Raw genomic sequence first — 21,557 nt, forward strand, 5'->3', positions numbered from 1 at the left:
TCCACCGGGGCGGCTCAGCGGCCCGGGCCTGACGCGGCGGGCCGGGTCCACCCGGCACAGTCAGGTTAGCCGAACGCGCGTACGGCGACGGCGGGCCGCCGAGCCGGCGCCCTGCGAGACCCCGCCCGACGGGCAGAAGACCCGGAAAGCCCCGGTTTGCCCACCAGGGAGGTGAACGCGCCACGCGGCAGCATGCGAGGGGGACGACGCCCTGCTCCTCAGCACGGCCGCCGCCGGAGGCGAGGCGGTCGTCCTGCCCGGCGACGGCGCGGACGGCGCGCCGACCGGCGGAGTCGGAGCCCTGCTCCGGTGGCCCAGGAGCGGCGAGGAGAAGGCAGCGGCCCGCCGCTGACCCGACGGAAGGCACGACGAGGGAAGGCGCGACGAGGGAAGGCATGAACGTGGGCCACGACCCCCTCGAACCGCCCGCGGCGGACGCCGGCTGACGCCAGGCAGGCGCCCGTCGCGAGGGTCACGCGAGGGTGAGGAAGAGCTTCTCCAGCTCCTGCTCGGTCATGGGGGGCGCGCCCTCCTCGCTCTCGGCGAGACACTGGCGCATGCCGCTCGCGACGATCTTGAAGCCGGCCCGGTCCAGGGCCCGGGAGACGGCCGCGAGCTGGGTGACGACGTCTTTGCAGTCACGGCCCGCCTCGATCATGGCGATGACGCCCGCGAGCTGGCCCTGGGCCCGCCGCAGCCGGTTGAGGACCGCGGCCGCCGCCTCTTCTTCCACCTTCACGGGGTTCCTCCTGCTCTCTCCGGCTTCGGCCCGCGACCGGTCGACCGGTGCGATACCCCTCGGGGTATAACGTCAGGAGCGCGCAGCCGATTCCCGGGAGCGCGCCCGGGGCGCGTCCACGACGGGCCGTGGACGACGCACCCGGACGACGCCCCAGGTCACGGCGGTCGCCCCGGCGAGCCCGGCGCCGGCCCAGGTGAGCGGGTGGGCCCAGATCGCGGCTGGCAGCTGCCGGCCGAGGACGAGGACGCCCATGACGACGACGAACCAGCCGAACGCCGTGCGCAGGGAGTCCTGGGAGACGCGTCCGGCGAACCGGCCGCCGATCAGGCTCCCGACGACGGCAGCGCCGGTCACCATGAGGACCAGATGCCAGTCGACGCGGACGTCGGCGAGGTGGCCGGCCAGCCCGGACAGGGAGTTCAGGGCGATGACCAGGAGCGAGGTGCCGACGGCGGCGCTCATGGGCAGCCCGCCGAGCAGCGCGAGGGCCGGCACGACGAGGAATCCGCCGCCGGAGCCGACCAGGCCGGTGACCGCCCCGACGACGAGACCCACGGCGACCACGTGCCGGACGGGCACGTCCGCCGGGGCGGGCCCGGCCGCCTTCGCCGCCCGGGGCCCGCGGAGCATGGCGACGGCGGTGGCGAGCGCCATCAGCGCGAACGCGACGAGGAGGCCGGTGCCGGGGACGTACGCCGCGAGGCGTCCGCCCCCGTAGGCGCCGACCATATCCGTTCAGGGATCACACCGGGGACCGGCCTCACACGCCTGTCGTTCGCGGCCGGAGGAGGAGCTCAGGGGCATCATGCTCGTGTGCGCACCCGGCCCCGACGCCGCGTGGGCGGCCCCCCGATGGCACCCGGAACAGCAAGGTGGAGACCATGTCCTACGCCCGCACCGTCACCCTGGCGGGGACCTTCGACGAGACCGTGGAAGCGGTCCGGCGCGCCCTCGCCGACCAGGGCTTCGGCATCCTGACGGAGATCGACGTCCAGGCCACGCTCCAGGCGAAGCTCGGCCACGCCATGGAGCCCTACCTGATCCTCGGCGCGTGCAACCCGCCGCTCGCCCGCCAGGCCCTCGACGCCGATCGCGCGATCGGACTGCTGCTGCCCTGCAACGTCGTCGTCCGCGCCGAAGGCGACCAGGTCATCGTGCAGGCGATCGACCCCTCAACCCTGGTCACGCTCACCGGCCTCGACGCCATGACCCCGGTGGCGGACGAGGCGGCCCGCCGCCTCGACGCCGCCCTCACCGCCCTCACGTGAGGCGGTGAGGGTGCCCGCCCCTGCTCCTCCGCGCCCGGCAGCGGGTGGGAGCAGGTCGAGCGGGCGACGAAGGCGATGCCGTCGTGGCCCTGCGCCGGTACGAGCGGCGCGGTGCGGAACCGGCAGGAGAACCGGGGCACGCCGGCGCCGAAACTGCGCTGCGCCCGCGGCGCGTACAGCCAGCCGGCGGTCGCCCGCAGGTCGACGCAGCAGTCGCCCTTCACGTCGTCCGCGAACCGCGCCTCGACGGACCGGGTTCCGGTCCCGATGCCTTGGACCTGCCTACAAGTGCCGCAGGAGCCACCCCTACCCGAGGAACGACAACCGCACTTGGCGGTCCGGATTGTCGACGTTCGTGTCGACCAGGCAGACCGACTGCCAGGTGCCCAGGCTGAGGCGGCCGGCGAGGACGGGGAGGGTGGCGTGGGGCGGGAGGAAGGCGGGGAGGACGTGGTCGCGGCCGTGGCCGGGGGTGCCGTGGCGGTGCTGCCAGCGGTCGTCGGCGGGGAGCAGCTGGTGGAGGGTGGCGAGGAGGTCGCTGTCGCTGCCGGAGCCGGTCTCCAGGACCGCGAGGCCTGCCGTGGCGTGGGGGACGAAGAGGTTGAGGAGGCCGTCACGGCCCGCCGCCGCCTCCGCCAGGAAGTCCTCGCAGGCGCGGGTGAGGTCGGTGACCGTCTCGCGGGAGCCGGTGGTGAGGCTGAGGACGCGGGTGGTGAAGGAGTGTGACATGGGGTCATCCTGCCGTCCGCGGTGCAGGATCGCCCGTCCACGCTCCGAGACACCGTTGACCGTGTCGGCGGCGGGTCGCTACGTTCGCGCCATGTTGCGTACAGCCCTGCTCACCACGCGCGGTCACATCGACCTGCTGCGGGTGGCCTCCGCCACCTGTTCCCGCGGCTGCTGACGCCTTCTCTCCGCCGGCCTTTCGTCCGGCCGGCTTCTCTCTGACGCTCTGACCCCCGTCGCCGCACGCGCGCGTGCCCTTCCGCGCGCGGTGGTGCCCGCGGTGGTGTCGGGCGTATCCCCGTTCCTCCCTTTCCGGAGTCCTCATGGCCGTCGGTCACGCGCCCCCTCCTTCCACCCACCCGCCGGATATGTCCGCCATTCCGGATGTCGAATCCCTCACCCCCGCCCCTCGGTCCGGTCGGCTGCCCGTCGTGCCGCGCTGGCTGCGGCGGGCCGTCGGGCCCCTGCTGCTCCTGCTGGTGTGGCAGGTGTCCAGCGCCACCGGCGTGCTCGCGCCCGAGGTGCTCGCCTCGCCCGGGACGATCGCGCGGTCCGCCGCCGCGCTCGTCGCGGACGGGACCCTGCCGACCGCGATGGGCGTGTCGCTCCGCCGGGTCGCGGCCGGGCTGGTGATCGGCGGGGCCGTCGGGGTCACGCTCGCCCTGCTGTCCGGGCTCTCCCGGCTCGGCGAGGACCTCGTCGACGCCACCGTGCAGATGCTGCGGACCGTGCCCTGGGTCGGCCTGATCCCGCTGCTGATCATCTGGCTGGGCATCGGCGAGGCCCCGAAGGTCGCCCTGATCGCCCTGGGCACAGCGTTCCACCTGTATCTGAACGTGTACGCCGGCATCCGCGGCGTCGACGCCCAACTCGTCGAGGCCGGGCAGTCGCTGGGGCTCGGGCGGTGGGGTCTCGTGCGGCATGTCGTGCTGCCCGGCGCGCTGCCGGGCGCGATGACGGGGCTGCGGTACGCGCTCGCCACCGCCTGGCTGGCCCTCGTCTTCGGGGAGTCCATCAACGCCGACGCCGGGATCGGCTTCCTGATGAACCAGGCGCGCGAGTTCTTCCGCACCGACGTGATCGTGGTCTGCCTCGTCGTCTACGCCTTCCTCGGCCTCCTCGCCGACGCCGTCGTCCGCACTCTCGAAAGGCTGCTGCTGCAATGGCGACCGACCTTCACCGGACGGTGACCGTCCGGGGCCTGACCCGGTCCTTCGACGGCCGGCCGGTCGTCGACGGGCTCGATCTCACTCTGGAGCCGGGGCAGTTCACCGCCCTGCTGGGGCACAGCGGCTGCGGGAAGTCCACCCTGCTGCGGGTGCTCGCCGGGCTCGACCGGGAGATCTCCGGCACCGTGCTCGTGCCGCGCCGCCGCGCGGTCGCCTTCCAGGCTCCGCGGCTGATGCCGTGGAAGCGGGTCTGGCGCAATGTGCTCCTCGGCCTGCCGGGCCGTCCGGAACGGGCCGTCGCCGACCGCGCCCTGGAGGAGGTCGGCCTCGCCCACCGGGCCGAGGTGTGGCCCAAGACCCTGTCCGGGGGCGAGGCCCAACGCGCCTCGCTCGCACGTGCGTTGGTACGCGATCCGGACCTGCTGCTGCTCGACGAGCCGTTCGGCGCGCTCGACGCGCTGACCAGGATCAAGGCACAGCGGCTCGTCGCCGAGTTGTGGCGGCGGCGCGGCTGCACCGTCCTCCTGGTCACCCACGACGTGGACGAGGCGCTGCTCCTCGCGGACCGGGCGCTGGTGATGCGCGACGGCGTCATCGCGTACGACACGCCGGTCCGCCTCGACCGCCCCCGCTCCCCCGCCGACCCGGCGTTCGCCGCCCTCCGCGGTCACCTGCTCGCCGAACTCGGCTTCGGGGAGACCAAGTTCGCAGACACGACACACTCCTAGGAGTCTCCCGTGAAGCCTCTCCGTCACACCCTCGCCGCCGCGCTGCTCCTGCCGCTCGCGCTGCTCGCCGCGACCGCCTGCACGCCCGCCTCGGGGGCCGACGCCGGCGGGAACACCGACGGCAAGGGCGACCTCGTCCTGAACGTCGGCGACCAGAAGGGCGGCGCCGAGGCCGTCCTGCGCGCCGCCGGCGAACTCGACGACCTCCCCTACCGCGTGAAATGGTCCACCTTCACCTCCGGCCCACCGCTCCTCGAGGCGATCAACGCGGGCGCCGTCGACGTCGGCGGCGTCGGCAACACCCCGCCGGTCTTCGCGGCCGGCGCCGGCTCGAAGATCACCGTGGTCGCCGCGACCCACGGCGACTCGGCGGGCGAGGCGATCCTCGTCCCGAAGGATTCGCCGCTCCGCTCCGCCCGCGACCTGAAGGGCAGGAAGGTCGCGGTGGCGCAGGGCAGTTCGGCCCACTTCCTGCTGATCGGCTCGCTGGAGAAGGCCGGGCTGACGCTGAAGGACGTCCAGGTCACGCTGTTGCAGCCGGCCGACGCGCTCGCCGCCTTCACCAGCGGGAAGGTCGACGCCTGGGCGGTCTGGGACCCGTACACCTCGCAGGTGCTGCACAGCGGTACCGGGCGGGTCCTCACCGACGGGCGCGGGGTCGTCAACGGCCTCGGCTTCCAGGTCGCCGCGCCCGCCGCGCTCGCGGACGCGGAGAAGGCGAAGGCCGTCGGCGACTTCGTCGACCGGCTGCGGCGCGCCCAGGACTGGGTGTTCGGCCACCCCGAGGAGTGGGCGAAGGTCTGGGCGAAGGAGACGGGGCTGCCGTACGAGGTGGCCCTCGCCGCCGTGAAGCGCAGCAACGGCACCCGTATCCCGGTCGCCCTCGACGCGGCGGCGATCGCGTCCGAGCAGAAGATCGCCGACACCTTCGCCGGGCTCGGCCTGATCCCGAACCGGTTCCGCTTCGCCGACTTCGTGGACCACCGCTTCGACAAGGACCTGCCGCCGTCGACCACCCCGGCGCGCTCCTACGGAAAGGACGACTGACCCATGACGGTCCACCTGCACTGGTTCCTGCCCACCGGCGGCGACGGGCGCACCCTCGTCGACCGGCACGCGTACACCGACGGCGGGATCACCCGCAGCCGCGCGGGCGCGGTCGCCGGGGTCCGCGCCCCCGACATCGAGTACCTGGCGCAGATCGCCAAGGCGGCCGAGCGACTCGGCTTCGAGGCCGTGCTGACGCCGACCGGCACCTGGTGCGAGGACGCCTGGCTGACGACGGTCGCGCTCGCGCAGCACACCGAGCGGCTGAAGTTCCTGGTGGCGTTCCGGCCCGGGGTGCTGTCGCCGGTGCTGGCCGCCCAGATGGCCGCGACCTACCAGCGGATCACCCGCGGTCGGCTGCTGCTCAACGTGGTGACCGGCGGCGACTCCGTCGAGCAGCGGCGGTTCGGCGACCACCTGGACCACGACCGGCGGTACGCGCGGACCGCCGAGTTCCTGTCCGTCGTGCGGGGCGTGTGGAGCGGCCGGCCGTACGACTTCCAGGGCGAGCACTTCCAGGTGGAGGGCGGGCTGACCGCGCTGCCGCCGGACCCGCTGCCGGAGCTGTTCTTCGGCGGCTCCTCGGCGGCGGCCGGACCGGTCGCCGCCGAGCACGCGGACGTCTACCTGACCTGGGGCGAGCCGCCGTGGCAGGTGAAGGAGAAGATCGACTGGATCCGCGGGCTGGCCGAGGAACGCGGCCGGACCGTGCGCTTCGGCATCCGGCTGCACACCATCTCGCGGGACACCTCCCGGGAGGCGTGGGCGACCGCCGAGCGGCTGCTCGCCGACCTGGACGCCGAGACGGTGGCGGCGGCGCAGGAGCTGCTCGGCCGCAGCGAGTCGGTGGGCCAGCAGCGGATGCTCGCCCTGCACCGGGGCGGCTCGCTGGAACGGGACCGGCTGGAGATCGCGCCCAACCTGTGGGCGGGCGTGGGGCTGGTGCGGGGCGGGGCCGGCACGGCGCTCGTCGGCAGTCACGCGGACGTGGCCGACCGCATCGAGGAGTACCACGACCTCGGCGTGGAGCACTTCGTGCTCTCCGGCTACCCGCATCTGGAGGAGGCGTACTGGTTCGGCGAGGGCGTGACTCCGCTGCTCGCGGAGCGTGGCCTGCTGAGCACGGTGCCGGCGTCTCCGCTGCTCGCCGGCGGGGTGGCCGGGATCGGGGGCGGTCGCTAGCCGAGGGGGGCGGGGGCGGGAAGATCCGGGCCCCCGCCCCCGTTAGTAGAAACGTGAACGATTCGGTGGTCGCGGGTGGCGACGTGGTCGGTACGGGCGCGGAGGCGGTGCGCGCCGTGGACGTCGTGGTCGTGGGGGCCGGGCAGGCGGGCCTCTCCGCCGCCTTCCACCTGCGACGGGTCGGGCTGGAGCCGGACCGGGACTTCGTCGTCCTCGACCACGCGCCGCGCCCCGGCGGTGCCTGGCAGTTCCGCTGGCCGTCGCTGACCTACGGCAAGGTGCACGGGATGCACTCCCTGCCGGGCATGGAGCTGACCGGGGCCGATCCCGCCCGCCCCTCCTCCGAGGTGATCGGCGCCTACTTCGACGCGTACGAACGGGACTTCGGCCTGCGGGTGCACCGGCCCGTGGACGTGTCCGCCGTACGCGAGGGCGAGGGCGGCCGGCTGCGGGTGGAGACCTCGGAGGGGGTCTACACGACGCGGGCGCTGATCAACGCCACGGGCACCTGGGACCGGCCGTTCTGGCCCCGCTATCCCGGCCAGGAGACCTTCCGGGGGCTCCAGTTGCACACCGCGCGGTACCCGGGGCCCGAGGCGTTCGCCGGCCGGCGGGTGATCGTGGTGGGCGGCGGCGCCTCGGCCACCCAGCACCTGCTGGAGATCGCCGGGCACGCCGCCGCGACGACCTGGGTGACCCGGCGCGAGCCGGTCTTCCGCGAAGGCCCCTTCGGCGAGGCCGAGGGCCGCGCGGCCGTCGCCCTGGTCGAGGAGCGGGTACGACAGGGGCTGCCGCCGCGCAGCGTGGTCTCCGTGACCGGGCTGCCGCTGAACGACGCCATCCGCGCGGGACTCGCCGACGGCGTCCTCGACCGGCAGCCGATGTTCGAACGGATCACGCCGACCGGCGCCGTCTGGGCGGACGGCCGCACGGTCGACGCGGACGTGATCCTGTGGGCGACCGGCTTCCGGCCGGCCATCGACCACCTGGCCCCGCTGCGGCTGCGGGCTCCGGGCGGCGGCATCCAGGTGGAGGGGACCCGCGCCGTCCTGGACGAGCGCGTCCACCTGGTGGGTTACGGCCCCTCGGCCTCGACCGTCGGCGCCAACCGGGCGGGGCGCGCCGCGGTGAACGAGATCCGCCGTCTCCTCGCACGCGAAGAGGTGCGCGAGGAGGAGCACGGCGAGGAGCTCGACGAGGAGCGCGGCGCGGAGCCGGTGCGCCGGCCGGTCACGGTCTGAGCGAACCGTCGCGCGACCGCCACGCCCCCTGCGGCGCGTACCGCGGTCCCGTCTCCGGCACGCACCGCGTGCCGGCCTCCGGCCCGTAGCCCGCCCCCTCGTCCAGGCGAACGGCGCTCCGGGCGAGGAGGACCTGGGTGAGGACGTCGTGCGCGAGGGCGAAATGTCGCTCGTCCGGATGGGTGGTCAGCCGGATCTCGACCCAGGCTTCGTCGAAGGCCACCCCGGTCATCCGGGCCAGTCGTCTGGCCTGCCAGGAGGTGATGGGCGACCAGATCCAGCGACGTCGTCTGAGCTGCTTCATGTGCTGCCCAACGAGCCGCACGCGCTCGCGATACCTCGCAAATCGGTCGATATCCAACCCTTCGGCCGCCGCCTCCGGACTCGCCGAACGCGGCCACGTGCCGCGCACACGGCGGCGCCGCCGGTCCCCTGGGACGGGGAACCGACGGCGCCGGGACCTGCGAGCGTCAGACGAGCCAGCCCAGGAAGTGGACGACGCCGGCGAGCAGGTTGGTGATGACGTTCATGGTGGTGCTTCTCCTCGTACAGATGTTTCATGGGACAGCGCGGTCGCGGTCTGCAGCCCGTCGCTTGCGCACCGTAATCATCCGACGCCGTACGGGAGTTGGGCAACGAATCCGGAGACGATCACACGTTCGTGGGAACAACCGCTCCCACGTTCGCCTGTTCGTCGCGGCGCACCAGCGCGGCGTACGCGCCGTCCGCGGCCATCAGCTCCTCGTGGGTGCCGCTCTCCGCGATCCGCCCCGCCTCCAGGACGACGATCCGGTCGGCGTCGCGGACGGTGGAGAGGCGGTGGGCGATGGTGATCGTGGTGCGGCCGGCGGAGAGGGCGTCGATGGCCTGCTGGACCGCGTGCTCGGTGCGGGTGTCGAGGGCGCTGGTCGCCTCGTCGAGGATGAGCACCGGCGGGTCGCGCAGGATCGTGCGGGCGATGGCCAGGCGCTGCTTCTCGCCGCCGGAGAAGCGGTAGCCCCGCTCGCCGACCAGGGTGTCGTAGCCGTCGGGCAGCGAGGCGATGTGGTCGTGGATCTGGGCGGCCCGGGCGGCGGCCTCGATCTCCGCGTCGGTGGCGTCGGGCCGGGCGAAGCGCAGGTTGTCCGCGACGGAGGCGTGGAAGAGGTACGTCTCCTGGGAGACGACCCCGATCGCGCCGGCGAGGGTGTCGAAGGAGAGGTCGCGGACGTCGACGCCGTCCAGCGTGACCCGGCCCTCGGTCACGTCGTAGAGCCGCGGCACCAGGTAGCTGAGCGTGGACTTGCCGGAGCCGGTGGGGCCGACGACGGCGAGGCTGCCGCCGGCGGGCACGGTCAGGTCGATGGAGTCGAGGGTGGGACGGCCGGCCCGCTCGGGGTCGTAGTGGAAGCCGACCCCCTCGAAGCCGATCTCGCCGCGGACGGCGCCGATGCGGACGGGCTCGTCGGGCTCGGTGATGTCCACCGGGAGGTCGAGGTACTCGAAGATGCGCTGGAAGAGCGCGAGCGAGGTCTGGATCTGGACACCGGTGGAGAGCAGGCTCACGGTGGGCCGGAAGAGTCCCTGCTGGAGCGAGACGAAGGCGACCAGGGTGCCCAGCGATAGCGCGGCGCCGCCGGCCTGCACGGCGAAGCCGGCCGCCCAGTACAGCAGGGCGGGCATGGCGGCCATGACGATCCCGATGACGGACATCCGCCAGCGCCCGGCCATGGAGGAGCGCACTTCGAGGTCGACGAGGCGCTCGGACTCCCGGGCGAAGGACTCGGTCAGCGAGTCGGCGCGGCCCATGGTGCGGCCGAGCAGGATGCCGCTGACGGAGAGCGACTCGGTGACGGTCGCCGCCATCGCGGCCATCTGCTTCTGCCGCTGGGTGGTGATCCGCTTGCGCTCGTCGCCGACCCGCCGGCTGATCCACACGAAGACCGGGAGCAGCAGCAGCGAGAAGACGGTGAGCCGCCAGTCGAGGGCGAGCATCGCGACGACGGTGGCGACGACCGCCGTGAGGTTGGAGACCAGCGAGGTCGCCGTGGAGGTGACGGTGGCCTGCATGCCGCCGATGTCGTTGGCGATCCGGGACTGGACCTCGCCGGTCCTGGTCCGGGTGAAGAAGGCCAGCGGCATCCGCTGGAGCCGGCCGTACACGGCGGTGCGCAGGTCGTGCATGACGCGCTGGCCGACCGTGGTGGAGATCAGCGTCTGGAGCACGCCGAAGACGCCGGTCAGCACGGCGGTGGCGATCATGCCGAGGGCGAGCAGGCTGAGCAGCCCGGTGCGCCCCTCGGGGATCGCGGTGTCGAGGATCTCCTTGAGGAGGAACGGAGAGGCGACCGACACCAGCGAGGCGGCGGCGACCAGGAGGCCGACGAGCCCGAGGCGGGCCCGGTAGGGGCGGAAGAGGCCGAGGATGCGCCGCAGCTGGGCGGGCTCCTTCGGCTGCGCGGGATCGCGCGGCGGGGGTGTCCAGGTGGACTCGTCGTGGGGACGCATGGGCTCCTTCGAGGGTGCGCGTACAGGCGAGTGCACTTCGGACTGTAGCTCACTCTTACCTATGTTCACAATGAGCATGGTCCTGATATCGTTCCCGCATGAACACCCCCGCCGTGTCCGCCCCCGACCCCGACGGGCTCCTCGCCGAGCAGCTGCTCCGGCTCACCCGCCGGCTCCACCGCATCCAGAAGCGCCACCTGGAGCCGGTCGGCATCACCCCGGCCCAGTCCCGGCTGCTGCGGACGGTCGCGCACTACGGCGACGCCCCGCCGCGGATGGCCGACCTCGCCGCCCGCCTCGAAGTGGTCCCCCGCGCCGTGACCACCCTGGTCGACGGCCTGGAGGCGGCCGGGCGGGTGCGCAGGGTGCCCGATCCGAGCAACCGCCGGGTGATCCGGATCGAGCTCACCGACGAGGGCCGCGCCACGCTGCGGGAACTGCGCAGCGCGCGCCGGGCCGCCGCAGAGGACATCCTGGCTCCATTGACCGTCGAACAGCGCGAGGTGCTCGGAGGTCTGCTGACCGCCCTGGCCGGGCCCGTCCCGGAGAGCGGCTGCTGACGCCGCCGGCGCCCGCGCCGAGGGGAGCCGTGCCATGCCGCTGCTGGAACCGAACCCGCGCGCCCTCCGCCCGGGACGGAAGCGGACCCCGGCTCCCGACCGGGTCCCGGACCTCCAGGCGCGGGGCACCCCGCGGCGGCTGCGCGAGGACCTCGCGGCGCTGGTCGGGCCGGAGAAGGTGCTCTCGCACGTCTCCGACCTGGTGCGGTACGCCTCCGACGCCAGCCCCTACCGGTTCCTGCCGCAGGTGGTGGTCGTCGCCGAGGACGTCGACGACGTCTCGGCCGTGCTGTCCTACGCCCACGGCAAGGGCCGCGAGGTCGTCTTCCGGGCCGCCGGGACCAGCCTCAACGGCCAGGCGCAGGGCGAGGACATCCTCGTCGACGTCCGCCGCCACTGGGTGGGCGTCGAGGTCCTGGACGGCGGCGCCCGCGCCCGGATCCGCCCCGGCACCACCGTCGTCCGGGCCAACGCGGCCCTCGCCCCGTACGGCCGGGTGCTCGGCCCCGACCCGGCCAGCGCGGTCGCCTGCACCCTCGGCGGGGTGGTCGCCAACAACGCCTCCGGCATGACCGCCGGCACCACCCGGAACTCCTACCGGACGGTCTCCTCACTGACCTTCGTGCTGCCGAGCGGCACCGTCGTCGACACCGCCGACCCGGCCGCCGACGAGGAGCTGGCCCGCGCCGAGCCCCGCCTCTGCGCGGGGCTGCTCGCCCTCAAGGCCGAGATCGAGGCCGACCCGGAGCTCACGGCCCGGATCCGCGCCAAGTACGAGATCAAGAACACCAACGGCTACCGGCTCGACGCCTTCCTGGACGGCGCCACCCCGGTGCAGATCCTGCGCGGTCTCATGGTCGGCTCCGAGGGCACCCTCGGCTTCCTCTCCGAGATCGTCTTCGACACCCTCCCGCTCGACCGGCTGGTCTCCACGGCCCTGCTCTTCTTCCCCTCCCTGCCCGCCGCCGCGGCCGCCGTCCCCCGCTTCAACGAGGCGGGGGCGCTCGCCGTCGAGCTGATGGACGGCAACACCCTGCGGGCCTCGGTCAGCGTGCCCGGCGTCCCGGCCGACTGGGCGGAGCTGCCCCAGGACACCACGGCGCTGCTCGTCGAGTTCCGGGCCCCGGACGAGCCCGCGCTCGCCGCGTACGAGCGGGCGGCGGGCGAGGTGCTGGCCGGGCTCGACCTGGTGGCCCCGGTCCCGTCGGTCGACAACGCCTTCACCCGCGACGCCGCCGTCATCGGCCGCCACTGGAAGGCCCGCAAGGCGTTCGTGACCGCCGTCGGCGGCTCCCGCCCCTCCGGTACGACCCTGATCACCGAGGACTTCGCGGTGCCGCCGTCCCGGCTCGCCGAGGCGTGCGCGGAACTGCTCGACCTCCAGGCCCGGCACGGCTTCGACGCGGCCGTCGCCGGCCACGCCGCCCACGGCAACCTGCACTTCCTCCTCGCCTTCGACGCCGCCGACCCGGCCGACGTCGAGCGGTACGCCTCCTTCATGGACGACTTCTGCAAGCTCACCGTCGAACGCTTCGACGGCTCCCTCAAGGCCGAACACGCCACCGGGCGCAACATCGCCCCCTTCCTGGAGCTGGAATGGGGACCCAAGGCGACCGACCTGATGTGGCGGACCAAGGAACTCGTCGACCCGGACGGGCTCCTGGCCCCGCGGATCGTCCTCGACCGCGACCCCCAGGCCCATCTGCGCGGACTGAAGACGATCCCGACCGTCGAGCGGATCGCCGACCCCTGCATCGAGTGCGGCTTCTGCGAACCGACCTGCCCCAGCCACGACCTGACGACCACCCCGCGCCAGCGGATCGTGCTGCGCCGGGAGATGCTGCGGCAGGCCGACGGCTCCCCCGTCGAGCAGCGGCTCCTGGAGGCGTACGGCTACGACGCCGTCGACACCTGCGCCGGCGACTCCACCTGCGCGCTGGCCTGCCCCGTCGGCATCGACACCGGCGCGCTGATGAAGGACTTCCGGCACGCCCGGCACTCGCCCCGGGAGGAGCGGATCGCCGCCCTCGCCGCCCGGCACTTCCGCGCCGTGGAGGGCACCGCGCGGCTCGCCGTGGGCGCCGCCGACCGAATGGGCGACGGCTTCCTGGAACGGGTGACCGGCCTGGCCCGCAAGGCGGTCCGGCCCGACCTCGTGCCGGAGTGGCTGCCCGAGATCCCGGGCGCGGCGGCGCGGCGGCTGCCCCGCACCCACCGCCCGGCTGCCGCCGCCGTCTACTACCCGGCCTGCGTCAACCGCATCTTCGGCGACCCCGACGACCTCGACGGCCCCTCCCTGCCCGAGGCCGTCGTCACCGTCTCGGCCCGGGCCGGCCGGCCCGTGTGGATCCCCGACGACGTCGCCGGCACCTGCTGCGCCACCATCTGGCACTCCAAGGGGTACCGGGAGGGCAACGAGGTGATGGCCAACCGGATCGTCGAGGCCGCCTGGGGCTGGACCGCGGGCGGCCGGCTCCCGCTGGTCGTGGACGCCTCCTCGTGCACCCTCGGCATCGCCCACGAGGTCGTCCCCCACCTCACCGACGACAACCGCGCGCTGCACGCCGAACTGACCGTCGTGGACTCCCTGGTGTGGGCCGCCGACGAACTCCTCCCCCGGCTGGAGGCCCGCCGCCGGGTCGGCTCGGCGGTGGTGCACCCCACCTGCTCGATGCGGCACCTCGGCGACGCGGACCGGCTCACCGAGATCGCGGCGTTCTGCGCCGAGGAGGTCGTCGTGCCGGTCGACGCCGGCTGCTGCGCCTTCGCCGGCGACCGGGGCATGCTCCACCCCGAACTGACCGCCTCCGCCACCGCCCGGGAGGCCGCGGAGGTCACCGCCCGTCCCTTCGACGCCCACCTCTCCGCCAACCGGATGTGCGAGATCGGCATGGACCGCGCCACCGGCCGCCGCTACGCCTCCGCCCTCCTCGCTCTGGAACGGGCCACCCGCCCCTGACCCCTTCCGCTGTCCGGAAACCGCACCCCCCGACGGGTGAACCACCCGTCGGGGGGGTGCGCGCGTCGGGAACCCCGCACAGGGCGCCCGACAGGCGCCGTACGCCCGCCGCGCGGCCGGACGCGTACCGCCGCAGCCGGAAAAGCCGTTGCCGCCCGACGCGGCCGGGGGTCAACCTGGCACGGATCCCGCACCTCGGGGTCCGTACCCATGGGGTCCCTCACCGGGACCCCGGCCGAGCCACGCCCGCGTGCGCCCGGCTCCCCCCTGTCCGCCCCCGAGCATCCCTGGGGACGTCATGCAGATCCATCAACTCCCCTACGCCGACCCGGGGGTGCCCGACGTCCGGTCGGGCTCCCGGTTCCTGATCTGGCTCGCGCGGATGCAGCTCGGCGGTCAGGTGCGGTCGCTGCTGTGGGGGCTGCTGCTCCAGCTGTGCATCGCCGGGCTGCCGGTCGGCGTCGGCCTCGCCGTGCAGGCGGTCGTCGACCGGGACGGCGGCGGGCTCGCGCTCGGCTGCGGGGGGGTCGCGGTGCTCGGCGCCGGGATCGCCGTCGGCGACACGATGCTGCACCGCACCGCCGTCACCAACTGGATCACCGCCGCCGCGCGGGTCCAGCAGCTGCTGGCCCGCAGGACCGCCGAACTCGGCTCGCTGCTGACCCGGCGGGTCGCCGCCGGAGAGGTCGTCGCCGTCTCCACGGGCGACGTCGAGAAGATCGGCTGGTTCGTGGAGGCGTTCTCCCGCTTCGCCGCCGCCGTCCTCACCCTGCTGGTCGTCTGCGTCGGCCTGGTCGCGTACGAGCCGGCGCTCGGCGTCGTCGTCGCGGTCGGCGTCCCGGCGCTCGCCCTCGCGGCGCTGCCGCTGCTGCCGCGGGCGACCCGGCGGGCCGACGAGCAGCGCGAGAAGGCCGGCAAGGCCACCGAACTCGCCTCCGACACGGTCGCCGGACTGCGCGTGCTGCGCGGCATCGGCGGCGAGGAGCTGTTCCTCGGCCGCTACCGGGCCGCCTCCCAGGAGGTCCGCCGGGCGGCCGTGCGCAGTGCCCGCATGTGGGCGCTGATCGCCGCCGTCCAGGTGCTCCTTCCGGGGCTGCTGCTCATCGCCGTGGTGGTGTACGGGGCGGGCCTCGCGCTCGACGGCCGCATCTCGGTCGGCGCGCTGGTCACGGTCTACGGCGCGGTCGCGCTCACCCACCATCCGCTGCGGAACGTGGAGGAGATCGCCATGGCGTACGCCTTCTCCCGGCCGTCGGCGAAGCGCGCGGCCCGCGTGCTCGCGCTGACCCGGGTGACCGAGCCGGCCGGGGACGCCCCGGACCGGAGGGCGTCCGGCGACCTGTACGACCCGGTGACCGGGCTCATCGCCCCCGCCGGGCTGCTGACCGCCGTGGTGTGCGGCGACCCGGACACGGCCGGACGGCTCGCGGACCGGCTCGGCGGGCACCCGGCCGAGCCGGACGACGACCACGTCTCCGTACGGCTCGGCGGGGTGCCGCTGGACGAGCTGTCGCTGGACGCGGCGCGGACGGCCGTCCTCGTCCAGGACAAGGAGCCGGTGCTGCTGTCGGGCACCCTCCACGAGCTGCTCGACGTGCCGTCGTCCGGCGCGGTCCGCGCGGCGGACGCGCTCGCCGCCGCCCAGTGCGGGGACGTGCTCGACGCGCTCGCGCAGGCGTCGGTGGACGCCGGCGGCGACCCGATGCGGACCCGGATCACCGAGCGGGGCCGCTCGCTCTCCGGGGGCCAGCGCCAGCGCCTCGCGCTCGCCCGGTCCCTGGTGACCGACCCGGAGGTGCTGGTCCTCGACGAGCCGACCTCGGCGGTCGACTCGCACACCGAGGCCCGGGTCGCGGCCGGCGTGCGCAAGCTGCGCGCGGGCGCGACCACCGTCGTCCTCGCCTCGTCGCCGCTGCTCCTCGACCTGGCCGACCGGGTGGTCCTGCTCCACGAGGGCCGGGCCGTCGCCCACGGCACCCACCGCGAGCTGCTGGCGGACGAACCGCGCTACCGGGCGGTCGTCACCCGGGAGACGGACGACGAGCTCGCCGCGGCGACGGCCGCCGGACACGAAGCACGGGAAGGGGAAACCGCATGATCGGCCTGGCGCCGCCCGCGTACGACCCGGCGGCCCCCACGACCGCCACCACCCTGCCCGTCGCCGCCGGCGCGACCGTGCGGGCCTACGTCGCCGGACTGCTGCGCCGGCACCGCACGGCGTTCGCGCTGCTCGTCGGCGTGAACGCGGTCGCCGTGACCTCGTCGATGGCGGGGCCGTACGTCCTCGGGCAGGTGGTGAACCGCCTCGCCGACGGCGCCCGGGAGCTCCACCTGGGGCGCGCGGTGGCGGTGTTCGCCCTGGCGCTGGTGGTGCAGACGGTGTTCGTGCGGCTGGTCCGGCTGCGCGGGGCGATGCTCGGCGAGGAGATGCTGGCCGACCTGAGGGAGGACTTCCTGGTCCGCGCGGTCGGCCTGCCGCCGGGCGTCCTGGAACGGGCGGGCACCGGCGACCTGCTCTCCCGCATCACCACCGACGTGGACCGGCTGGCCAACGCGATGCGGGAGGCCGTGCCGCAACTCGTCATCGGCGTGGTGTGGGCCGGGCTGCTGGTCGGCGGGCTCGCCGTCACGGCGCCGCCGCTCGCCCTGGCCGTGGTGATCGCCGCGCCGCTGCTGATCGCCGGCTGCCGCTGGTACTTCCGGCGGGCGCCCTCGGCCTACCGTTCCGAGGCCGCCGGGTACGCGGCGGTGGCGGCCGCGCTCGCCGAGACCGTCGACGCGGGCCGCACGGTCGAGGCGCACCGGCTCGGCGCGCGCCGGGTGGCGCTCTCCGACCGGCGGATCCACGAGTGGACGCGGTGGGAGCGGTACACGCTCTATCTGCGGGCGGTGCTCTTCCCGATCGTCAACCTGACGCACACGGCGGTGCTCTGCGGGGTCCTCGCCATCGGCGGGTTCTGCGTCCTGCGCGGCTGGATGGACGTCGGGCAGCTGACGACGGGCGCGCTGCTGGCGCAGATGCTGGTGGACCCGGTCGGGATCGTGCTGCGCTGGTACGACGAGCTCCAGGTGGCGCAGGTGTCGCTGGCCCGGCTGGTGGGCGTGCGGGACATCGAGCCCGAGCCCGGCGACGGGTCGGTGCGGCCCGACGGGCGGGACGTCGAGGCGGCCGGGGTGCGCTTCGGGTACCGGGAGGGCGTGGACGTGCTGCACGACGTGTCGCTCGCGGTGGCGCCGGGCACGCGGCTCGCCCTGGTCGGCCCGTCCGGGGCGGGCAAGTCGACGCTGGGCCGGCTCCTCGCGGGGATCTACGGTCCGCGTGCCGGGGCGGTCACGCTCGGCGGGGCCGAGCTGGCCCGGATGCCGGCCGAGCGGGTCCGCGAGCACGTGGCGCTGGTCAACCAGGAGCACCACGTCTTCGTCGGCACCCTCCGCGACAACCTGCTGCTGGCCCGGCCGGGGGCCGGGGACCCGGAGCTGTGGTCGGCGCTGGCGGCGGTGGACGCGGAGGGCTGGGCGCGCGGGCTCGACGCGGGCCTGGACACCGAGGTCGGCTCCGGCGGCCGGGCGCTGACCCCGGCGCAGGCCCAGCAGATCGCGCTGGCCCGGCTGGTCCTGGCCGATCCGCACACGCTGGTGCTGGACGAGGCGACCTCGCTGCTCGACCCGCGGGCGGCCCGTCATCTGGAGCGCTCGCTCGGCCGGGTCCTGGACGGGCGGACGGTGGTGGCGATCGCCCACCGGCTGCACACCGCCCATGACGCCGACCTGATCGCGGTGGTCGAGGACGGCCGGATCAGCGAGCTGGGCAGTCACCACGAGCTGGTCGCCGCCGACGGCGCGTACGCGGCGCTGTGGCGCTCCTGGCACGGCTAGGGAGCGGGAGAACGCCCAGAGGGGCCGCACCGAAGTGTCCGGTGCGGCCCCTCTGTACGGAGGACCGGGCTAGGCCGTCTCTTCTGGATCAGGCCAGACGCCGCCAGCCCGGCACGATCCGAAAGAGCCGGCCTCAGAGGAAGCCGAGGGCGGAGGCTCCGCCGACGCCGCCGAGCACCATGAAGGCCGGCATGAGGACCTTCAGCTCCACCCAGCTGCCGGCCCGGAAGCGCATGCCCTTCGGCGGGCCGATCGGGTACCAGCGCTTGCGGGCGATGGGGATGGGCCAGAGGATCGGGCAGCCGGAGACGGTGAGCGCGTCGCCGATGTCGTGGACGAGGGCGCCGAGGACGATCGGGAGGCCCAGCCACAGGTACTCCTGGCCGGGGCCGGTGAAGAGCCAGTCCGAGCCGTTGCCCGGCTGGTCGAGGACGCCGGCGAGGATCCAGGCGCTGGTGGCGCCGAGCAGCCAGACCAGCACGTCGCTGGACATCCGGGCGGCCCGCCACAGCAGGCCCTCGACGGCGAGCACGAGGTGGACGAAGAGGATGGCGAGGACGGCCCACCGGCCTCCGGTGACGGCCGCGGCCGAGCAGCCGCCCCCGATCAGGACGGCCCACAGCCAGGTGTGGGTGAGTGTCCGGTGGCCGCCGGAGCGGCGCGGGTCCTGGGGGCTGCGGGTCGCCTTGTAGACGGCGTACGAGAGCTTGTCGACGATCTCGCACAGGCCCCGGGAGACGGGGCCGAAGGCGCGCGAGATGGTGGCCGACTTGTGGTCCAGGTCGGGGGCGAGGGCCGCGCCCGCGCACAGCAGGGCGCCGGCGAGCAGCACCGGCCAGGGCATCGGGTGGTCGAAGGCGGCCGCGGCGGCTCCCACGCCCAGCCAGGCCGCCGCTCCGGACAGCGAGTGCGCCGGTCCCATCATGGTCGGTGTCGCCCCGTTTCTCCCCTGCCGGCGCCGAGTTGACGACCGGTCGACGGAGCAGCCTATCGGTCGTGATCTTCACGTTCGACGGCCGGTTCCCTCATCCGGGCGGAATGCAGGCAAGATGGGGACGTGACCCTTATCGATCAGCTGCCGCCGACCGCCGACCCCGATGCCCTCTTCGAGGCCTTCTCCGCCTGGGCCGAGGAGCGCGGCATCTCGCTCTACCCGGCGCAGGAGGAGGCCCTGATCGAGGTGGTCTCCGGGGCGAACGTGATCCTGTCGACCCCGACGGGGTCCGGGAAGTCGCTGGTGGCGGCCGGGGCGCACTTCACGGCGCTCGCCAACGACCAGGTCACCTTCTACACGGCGCCGATCAAGGCGCTGGTGTCGGAGAAGTTCTTCGACCTGTGCAAGATCTTCGGCACCGAGAACGTCGGCATGCTGACCGGCGACGCGTCGGTGAACGCGGACGCGCCCGTCATCTGCTGCACGGCGGAGGTGCTGGCCTCGATCGCGCTGCGGGACGGCAAGGACGCCGACATCGGCCAGGTCGTGATGGACGAGTTCCACTTCTACGCCGAGGCGGACCGCGGCTGGGCCTGGCAGATCCCGCTGCTCGAACTGCCGCAGGCGCAGTTCGTCCTGATGTCGGCGACGCTCGGCGACGTGTCGATGTTCGAGAAGGACCTGACCCGGCGCACGGGCCGGCCGACCTCCGTGGTCCGCTCGGCGACCCGGCCGGTGCCGCTCTCGTACGAGTACCGGCTGACGCCCATCACGGACACGCTGACCGAGCTCCTGGAGACGAAGCAGGCGCCGGTGTACATCGTGCACTTCACGCAGGCGCAGGCGGTCGAGCGCGCGCAGTCGCTGATGAGCATCAACATGTGCACGCGCGAGGAGAAGGACAGGATCGCCGAGCTGATCGGCAACTTCCGCTTCACCACCAAGTTCGGCCAGAACCTCTCGCGGTACGTCCGGCACGGCATCGGCGTGCACCACGCCGGCATGCTGCCGAAGTACCGGCGGCTCGTGGAGAAGCTGGCGCAGGCGGGTCTGCTGAAGGTGATCTGCGGGACGGACACCCTGGGCGTCGGCGTGAACGTGCCGATCCGCACGGTGCTCTTCACCGCCCTCACCAAGTACGACGGCAACCGGGTGCGCACGCTGCGGGCCCGCGAGTTCCACCAGATCGCGGGCCGGGCCGGCCGGGCCGGCTTCGACACCGCCGGCTTCGTGGTGGCGCAGGCCCCCGAGCACGTCATCGAGAACGAGAAGGCCCTCGCCAAGGCCGGCGACGACCCGAAGAAGCGCCGCAAGGTGGTCCGCAAGAAGGCCCCGGAGGGCTTCGTCGCCTGGAGCGACACCACCTTCGAGAGGCTTCAGACCGCCGAGCCGGAGCCGCTGACCTCCCGCTTCAAGGTCACCCACACCATGCTGCTGTCGGTGATCGCCCGTCCGGGCAACGCCTTCGAGGCGATGCGCAAGCTCCTGGAGGACAACCACGAGCCGCGCCGGAACCAGCTGAAGCACATCCGCCGGGCCATCGCGATCTACCGCTCGCTGCTCGACGGCGGCGTGGTGGAGCAGCTGGACACGCCGGACGCCGAGGGCCGCACGATCCGGCTGACCGTCGACCTCCAGCAGGACTTCGCGCTGAACCAGCCGCTGTCCACCTTCGCGCTGGCCGCCTTCGACCTGCTCGACCCCGAGTGGCCGTCGTACGCGCTCGACATGGTCTCGGTCGTCGAGTCGACGCTCGACGACCCGCGCCAGATCCTCGCCGCCATGCAGAACAAGGCGCGCGGCGAGGCCGTCGGCCAGATGAAGGCGGACGGCGTCGAGTACGAGGAGCGGATGGAGCGGCTCCAGGACATCTCGTACCCGAAGCCGCTGGAGGAGCTGCTCTGGCACGCGTACAACGTGTACCGGAAGTCGCACCCGTGGGTCGGCGACCACCCGGTGTCGCCGAAGTCCGTCATCCGTGACATGTACGAACGGGCCCTGACCTTCACCGAGTTCACCTCGCACTACGAGCTGGCCCGGACCGAGGGCATCGTGCTGCGCTACCTGGCGAGCGCGTACAAGGCGCTCGACCACACCATCCCGGACGACCTGAAGACGGAGGACCTGGAGGACCTGATCGCCTGGCTGGGCGAGCTGGTGCGCCAGGTGGACTCCTCGCTGCTCGACGAGTGGGAGCAGCTGGCCAACCCGGAGGTCCAGACGGCCGAGGAGGCACAGGAGAAGGCCGACCAGGTCAAGCCGGTCACGGCGAACGCCCGCGCCTTCCGGGTGCTGGTGCGCAACGCGATGTTCCGGCGGGTGGAGCTGGCGGCGCTCGACAAGGTCGGCGAGCTGGGCGAGCTGGACGCCGAGTCCGGCTGGGACGCGGACGCGTGGGGCGAGGCGATGGACGCGTACTGGGACGAGTACGACGACCTCGGCACCGGTCCGGACGCGCGCGGCCCGAAGCTGCTCGCCATCGAGGAGGACCCGGCGCACGGTCTGTGGCGCGTCCGGCAGACCTTCGCCGACCCGAACGGCGACCATGACTGGGGTATCAGCGCGGAGGTGGACCTGGCGGCCTCCGACGAGGAGGGCCGGGCGGTCGTCCGCGTGACGTCGGTCGGACAGCTGTAGA

17 protein-coding genes are annotated in these 21,557 nt (G+C 73.9%); 11 read left to right on the plus strand and 6 right to left on the minus strand.

All coding sequences use genetic code 11. The features are described from left to right. Nucleotides 1-472: 472 nt before the first annotated feature. Nucleotides 473-739 carry a metal-sensitive transcriptional regulator gene (locus ABFY03_RS05995; protein WP_319013034.1) on the minus strand — a complete coding sequence of 89 codons (267 nt, stop codon included), beginning with the start codon at nucleotides 737-739 and terminating at the stop codon, nucleotides 473-475. 72 nt (nucleotides 740-811) lie between these two features. Then, the gene (locus ABFY03_RS06000) at nucleotides 812-1,471 is read right to left on the minus strand and encodes a sulfite exporter TauE/SafE family protein (RefSeq protein ID WP_346169388.1); all 660 of its coding nucleotides are present in this window, start codon (nucleotides 1,469-1,471) and stop codon (nucleotides 812-814) included. 152 nt (nucleotides 1,472-1,623) lie between these two features. Here ABFY03_RS06000 and ABFY03_RS06005 point away from each other — a divergent pair, with 152 nt between their 5' ends. Next, entirely contained in the window at nucleotides 1,624-2,010 is a 387-nt protein-coding gene (locus ABFY03_RS06005) for a DUF302 domain-containing protein (RefSeq protein WP_319013032.1), read from the plus strand. A gap of 306 nt (nucleotides 2,011-2,316) precedes the next feature. Here ABFY03_RS06005 and ABFY03_RS06010 read toward each other — a convergent pair whose 3' ends face one another. Further along, nucleotides 2,317-2,739 (minus strand): YjbQ family protein, encoded by a 423-nt coding sequence (locus ABFY03_RS06010; RefSeq protein WP_319013031.1) that lies wholly within the window; start codon nucleotides 2,737-2,739, stop codon nucleotides 2,317-2,319. A 320-nt stretch (nucleotides 2,740-3,059) separates the two neighbouring features. Here ABFY03_RS06010 and ABFY03_RS06015 point away from each other — a divergent pair, with 320 nt between their 5' ends. The 5 genes from ABFY03_RS06015 (at nucleotide 3,060) to ABFY03_RS06035 (ending at nucleotide 8,103) form a co-directional block, all read left to right on the plus strand. Further along, nucleotides 3,060-3,926 carry an ABC transporter permease gene (locus ABFY03_RS06015; protein ID WP_386723557.1) on the plus strand — a complete coding sequence of 289 codons (867 nt, stop codon included), beginning with the start codon at nucleotides 3,060-3,062 and terminating at the stop codon, nucleotides 3,924-3,926. Continuing rightward, nucleotides 3,899-4,633, plus strand: a complete 735-nt coding sequence (locus ABFY03_RS06020; protein ID WP_346169390.1) for an ABC transporter ATP-binding protein — start codon at nucleotides 3,899-3,901, stop codon at nucleotides 4,631-4,633. Before ABFY03_RS06015 ends, ABFY03_RS06020 begins: the two co-directional genes overlap by 28 nt. Nucleotides 4,634-4,642: 9 nt before the next feature. Beyond that, nucleotides 4,643-5,680, plus strand: a complete 1,038-nt coding sequence (locus ABFY03_RS06025; RefSeq protein WP_346169391.1) for an ABC transporter substrate-binding protein — start codon at nucleotides 4,643-4,645, stop codon at nucleotides 5,678-5,680. Between the two features lie 3 nt (nucleotides 5,681-5,683). Next, the gene (locus ABFY03_RS06030) at nucleotides 5,684-6,862 is read left to right on the plus strand and encodes an LLM class flavin-dependent oxidoreductase (protein WP_319013027.1); all 1,179 of its coding nucleotides are present in this window, start codon (nucleotides 5,684-5,686) and stop codon (nucleotides 6,860-6,862) included. Nucleotides 6,863-6,969: 107 nt separating this feature from the next. Continuing rightward, a complete protein-coding gene (locus ABFY03_RS06035; protein ID WP_346172208.1) occupies nucleotides 6,970-8,103 on the plus strand; it encodes an NAD(P)-binding domain-containing protein in 1,134 nt (377 codons plus the stop codon). Here ABFY03_RS06035 and ABFY03_RS06040 read toward each other — a convergent pair. Both ABFY03_RS06040 and ABFY03_RS06045 read right to left on the minus strand, forming a co-directional pair. After that, nucleotides 8,093-8,407 carry a hypothetical protein gene (locus ABFY03_RS06040; RefSeq protein ID WP_319013026.1) on the minus strand — a complete coding sequence of 105 codons (315 nt, stop codon included), beginning with the start codon at nucleotides 8,405-8,407 and terminating at the stop codon, nucleotides 8,093-8,095. The genes ABFY03_RS06035 and ABFY03_RS06040 overlap by 11 nt on opposite strands. 347 nt (nucleotides 8,408-8,754) lie before the next feature. Next, complete coding sequence (locus ABFY03_RS06045; protein WP_319013025.1) at nucleotides 8,755-10,590, minus strand: ABC transporter ATP-binding protein; 1,836 nt, start codon at nucleotides 10,588-10,590, stop codon at nucleotides 8,755-8,757. Between the two features lie 113 nt (nucleotides 10,591-10,703). On the opposite strand from ABFY03_RS06045, the gene ABFY03_RS06050 reads away from it, so the two are divergent. From ABFY03_RS06050 to ABFY03_RS06065, 4 genes are all read left to right on the plus strand, one after another. Next, a complete protein-coding gene (locus tag ABFY03_RS06050) occupies nucleotides 10,704-11,150 on the plus strand; it encodes a MarR family winged helix-turn-helix transcriptional regulator (protein ID WP_319013128.1) in 447 nt (148 codons plus the stop codon). 34 nt (nucleotides 11,151-11,184) lie between these two features. After that, nucleotides 11,185-14,109 carry an FAD-binding and (Fe-S)-binding domain-containing protein gene (locus tag ABFY03_RS06055; protein ID WP_346169392.1) on the plus strand — a complete coding sequence of 975 codons (2,925 nt, stop codon included), beginning with the start codon at nucleotides 11,185-11,187 and terminating at the stop codon, nucleotides 14,107-14,109. Nucleotides 14,110-14,407: 298 nt separating this feature from the next. Next, a complete protein-coding gene (locus ABFY03_RS06060) occupies nucleotides 14,408-16,207 on the plus strand; it encodes an ABC transporter transmembrane domain-containing protein (RefSeq protein ID WP_346169393.1) in 1,800 nt (599 codons plus the stop codon). Then, nucleotides 16,204-17,985 (plus strand): ABC transporter ATP-binding protein, encoded by a 1,782-nt coding sequence (locus ABFY03_RS06065; RefSeq protein ID WP_319013022.1) that lies wholly within the window; start codon nucleotides 16,204-16,206, stop codon nucleotides 17,983-17,985. The genes ABFY03_RS06060 and ABFY03_RS06065 overlap by 4 nt, the downstream gene beginning before the upstream one ends. Nucleotides 17,986-18,118: 133 nt before the next feature. Here the strand turns inward: ABFY03_RS06065 and ABFY03_RS06070 are convergent, their stop codons facing one another. Next, nucleotides 18,119-18,910, minus strand: coding sequence for a metal-dependent hydrolase (locus ABFY03_RS06070; protein ID WP_319013021.1), 792 nt, complete (start codon nucleotides 18,908-18,910; stop codon nucleotides 18,119-18,121). A 132-nt stretch (nucleotides 18,911-19,042) separates the two neighbouring features. Between ABFY03_RS06070 and ABFY03_RS06075 the strand changes: the two genes are divergently transcribed. Beyond that, entirely contained in the window at nucleotides 19,043-21,556 is a 2,514-nt protein-coding gene (locus ABFY03_RS06075; protein ID WP_346169394.1) for a DEAD/DEAH box helicase, read from the plus strand. Nucleotide 21,557: the final 1 nt, after the last annotated feature.

Source organism: Streptomyces roseofulvus, assembly GCF_039534915.1.
Taxonomy (GTDB): domain Bacteria; phylum Actinomycetota; class Actinomycetes; order Streptomycetales; family Streptomycetaceae; genus Streptomyces; species Streptomyces roseofulvus.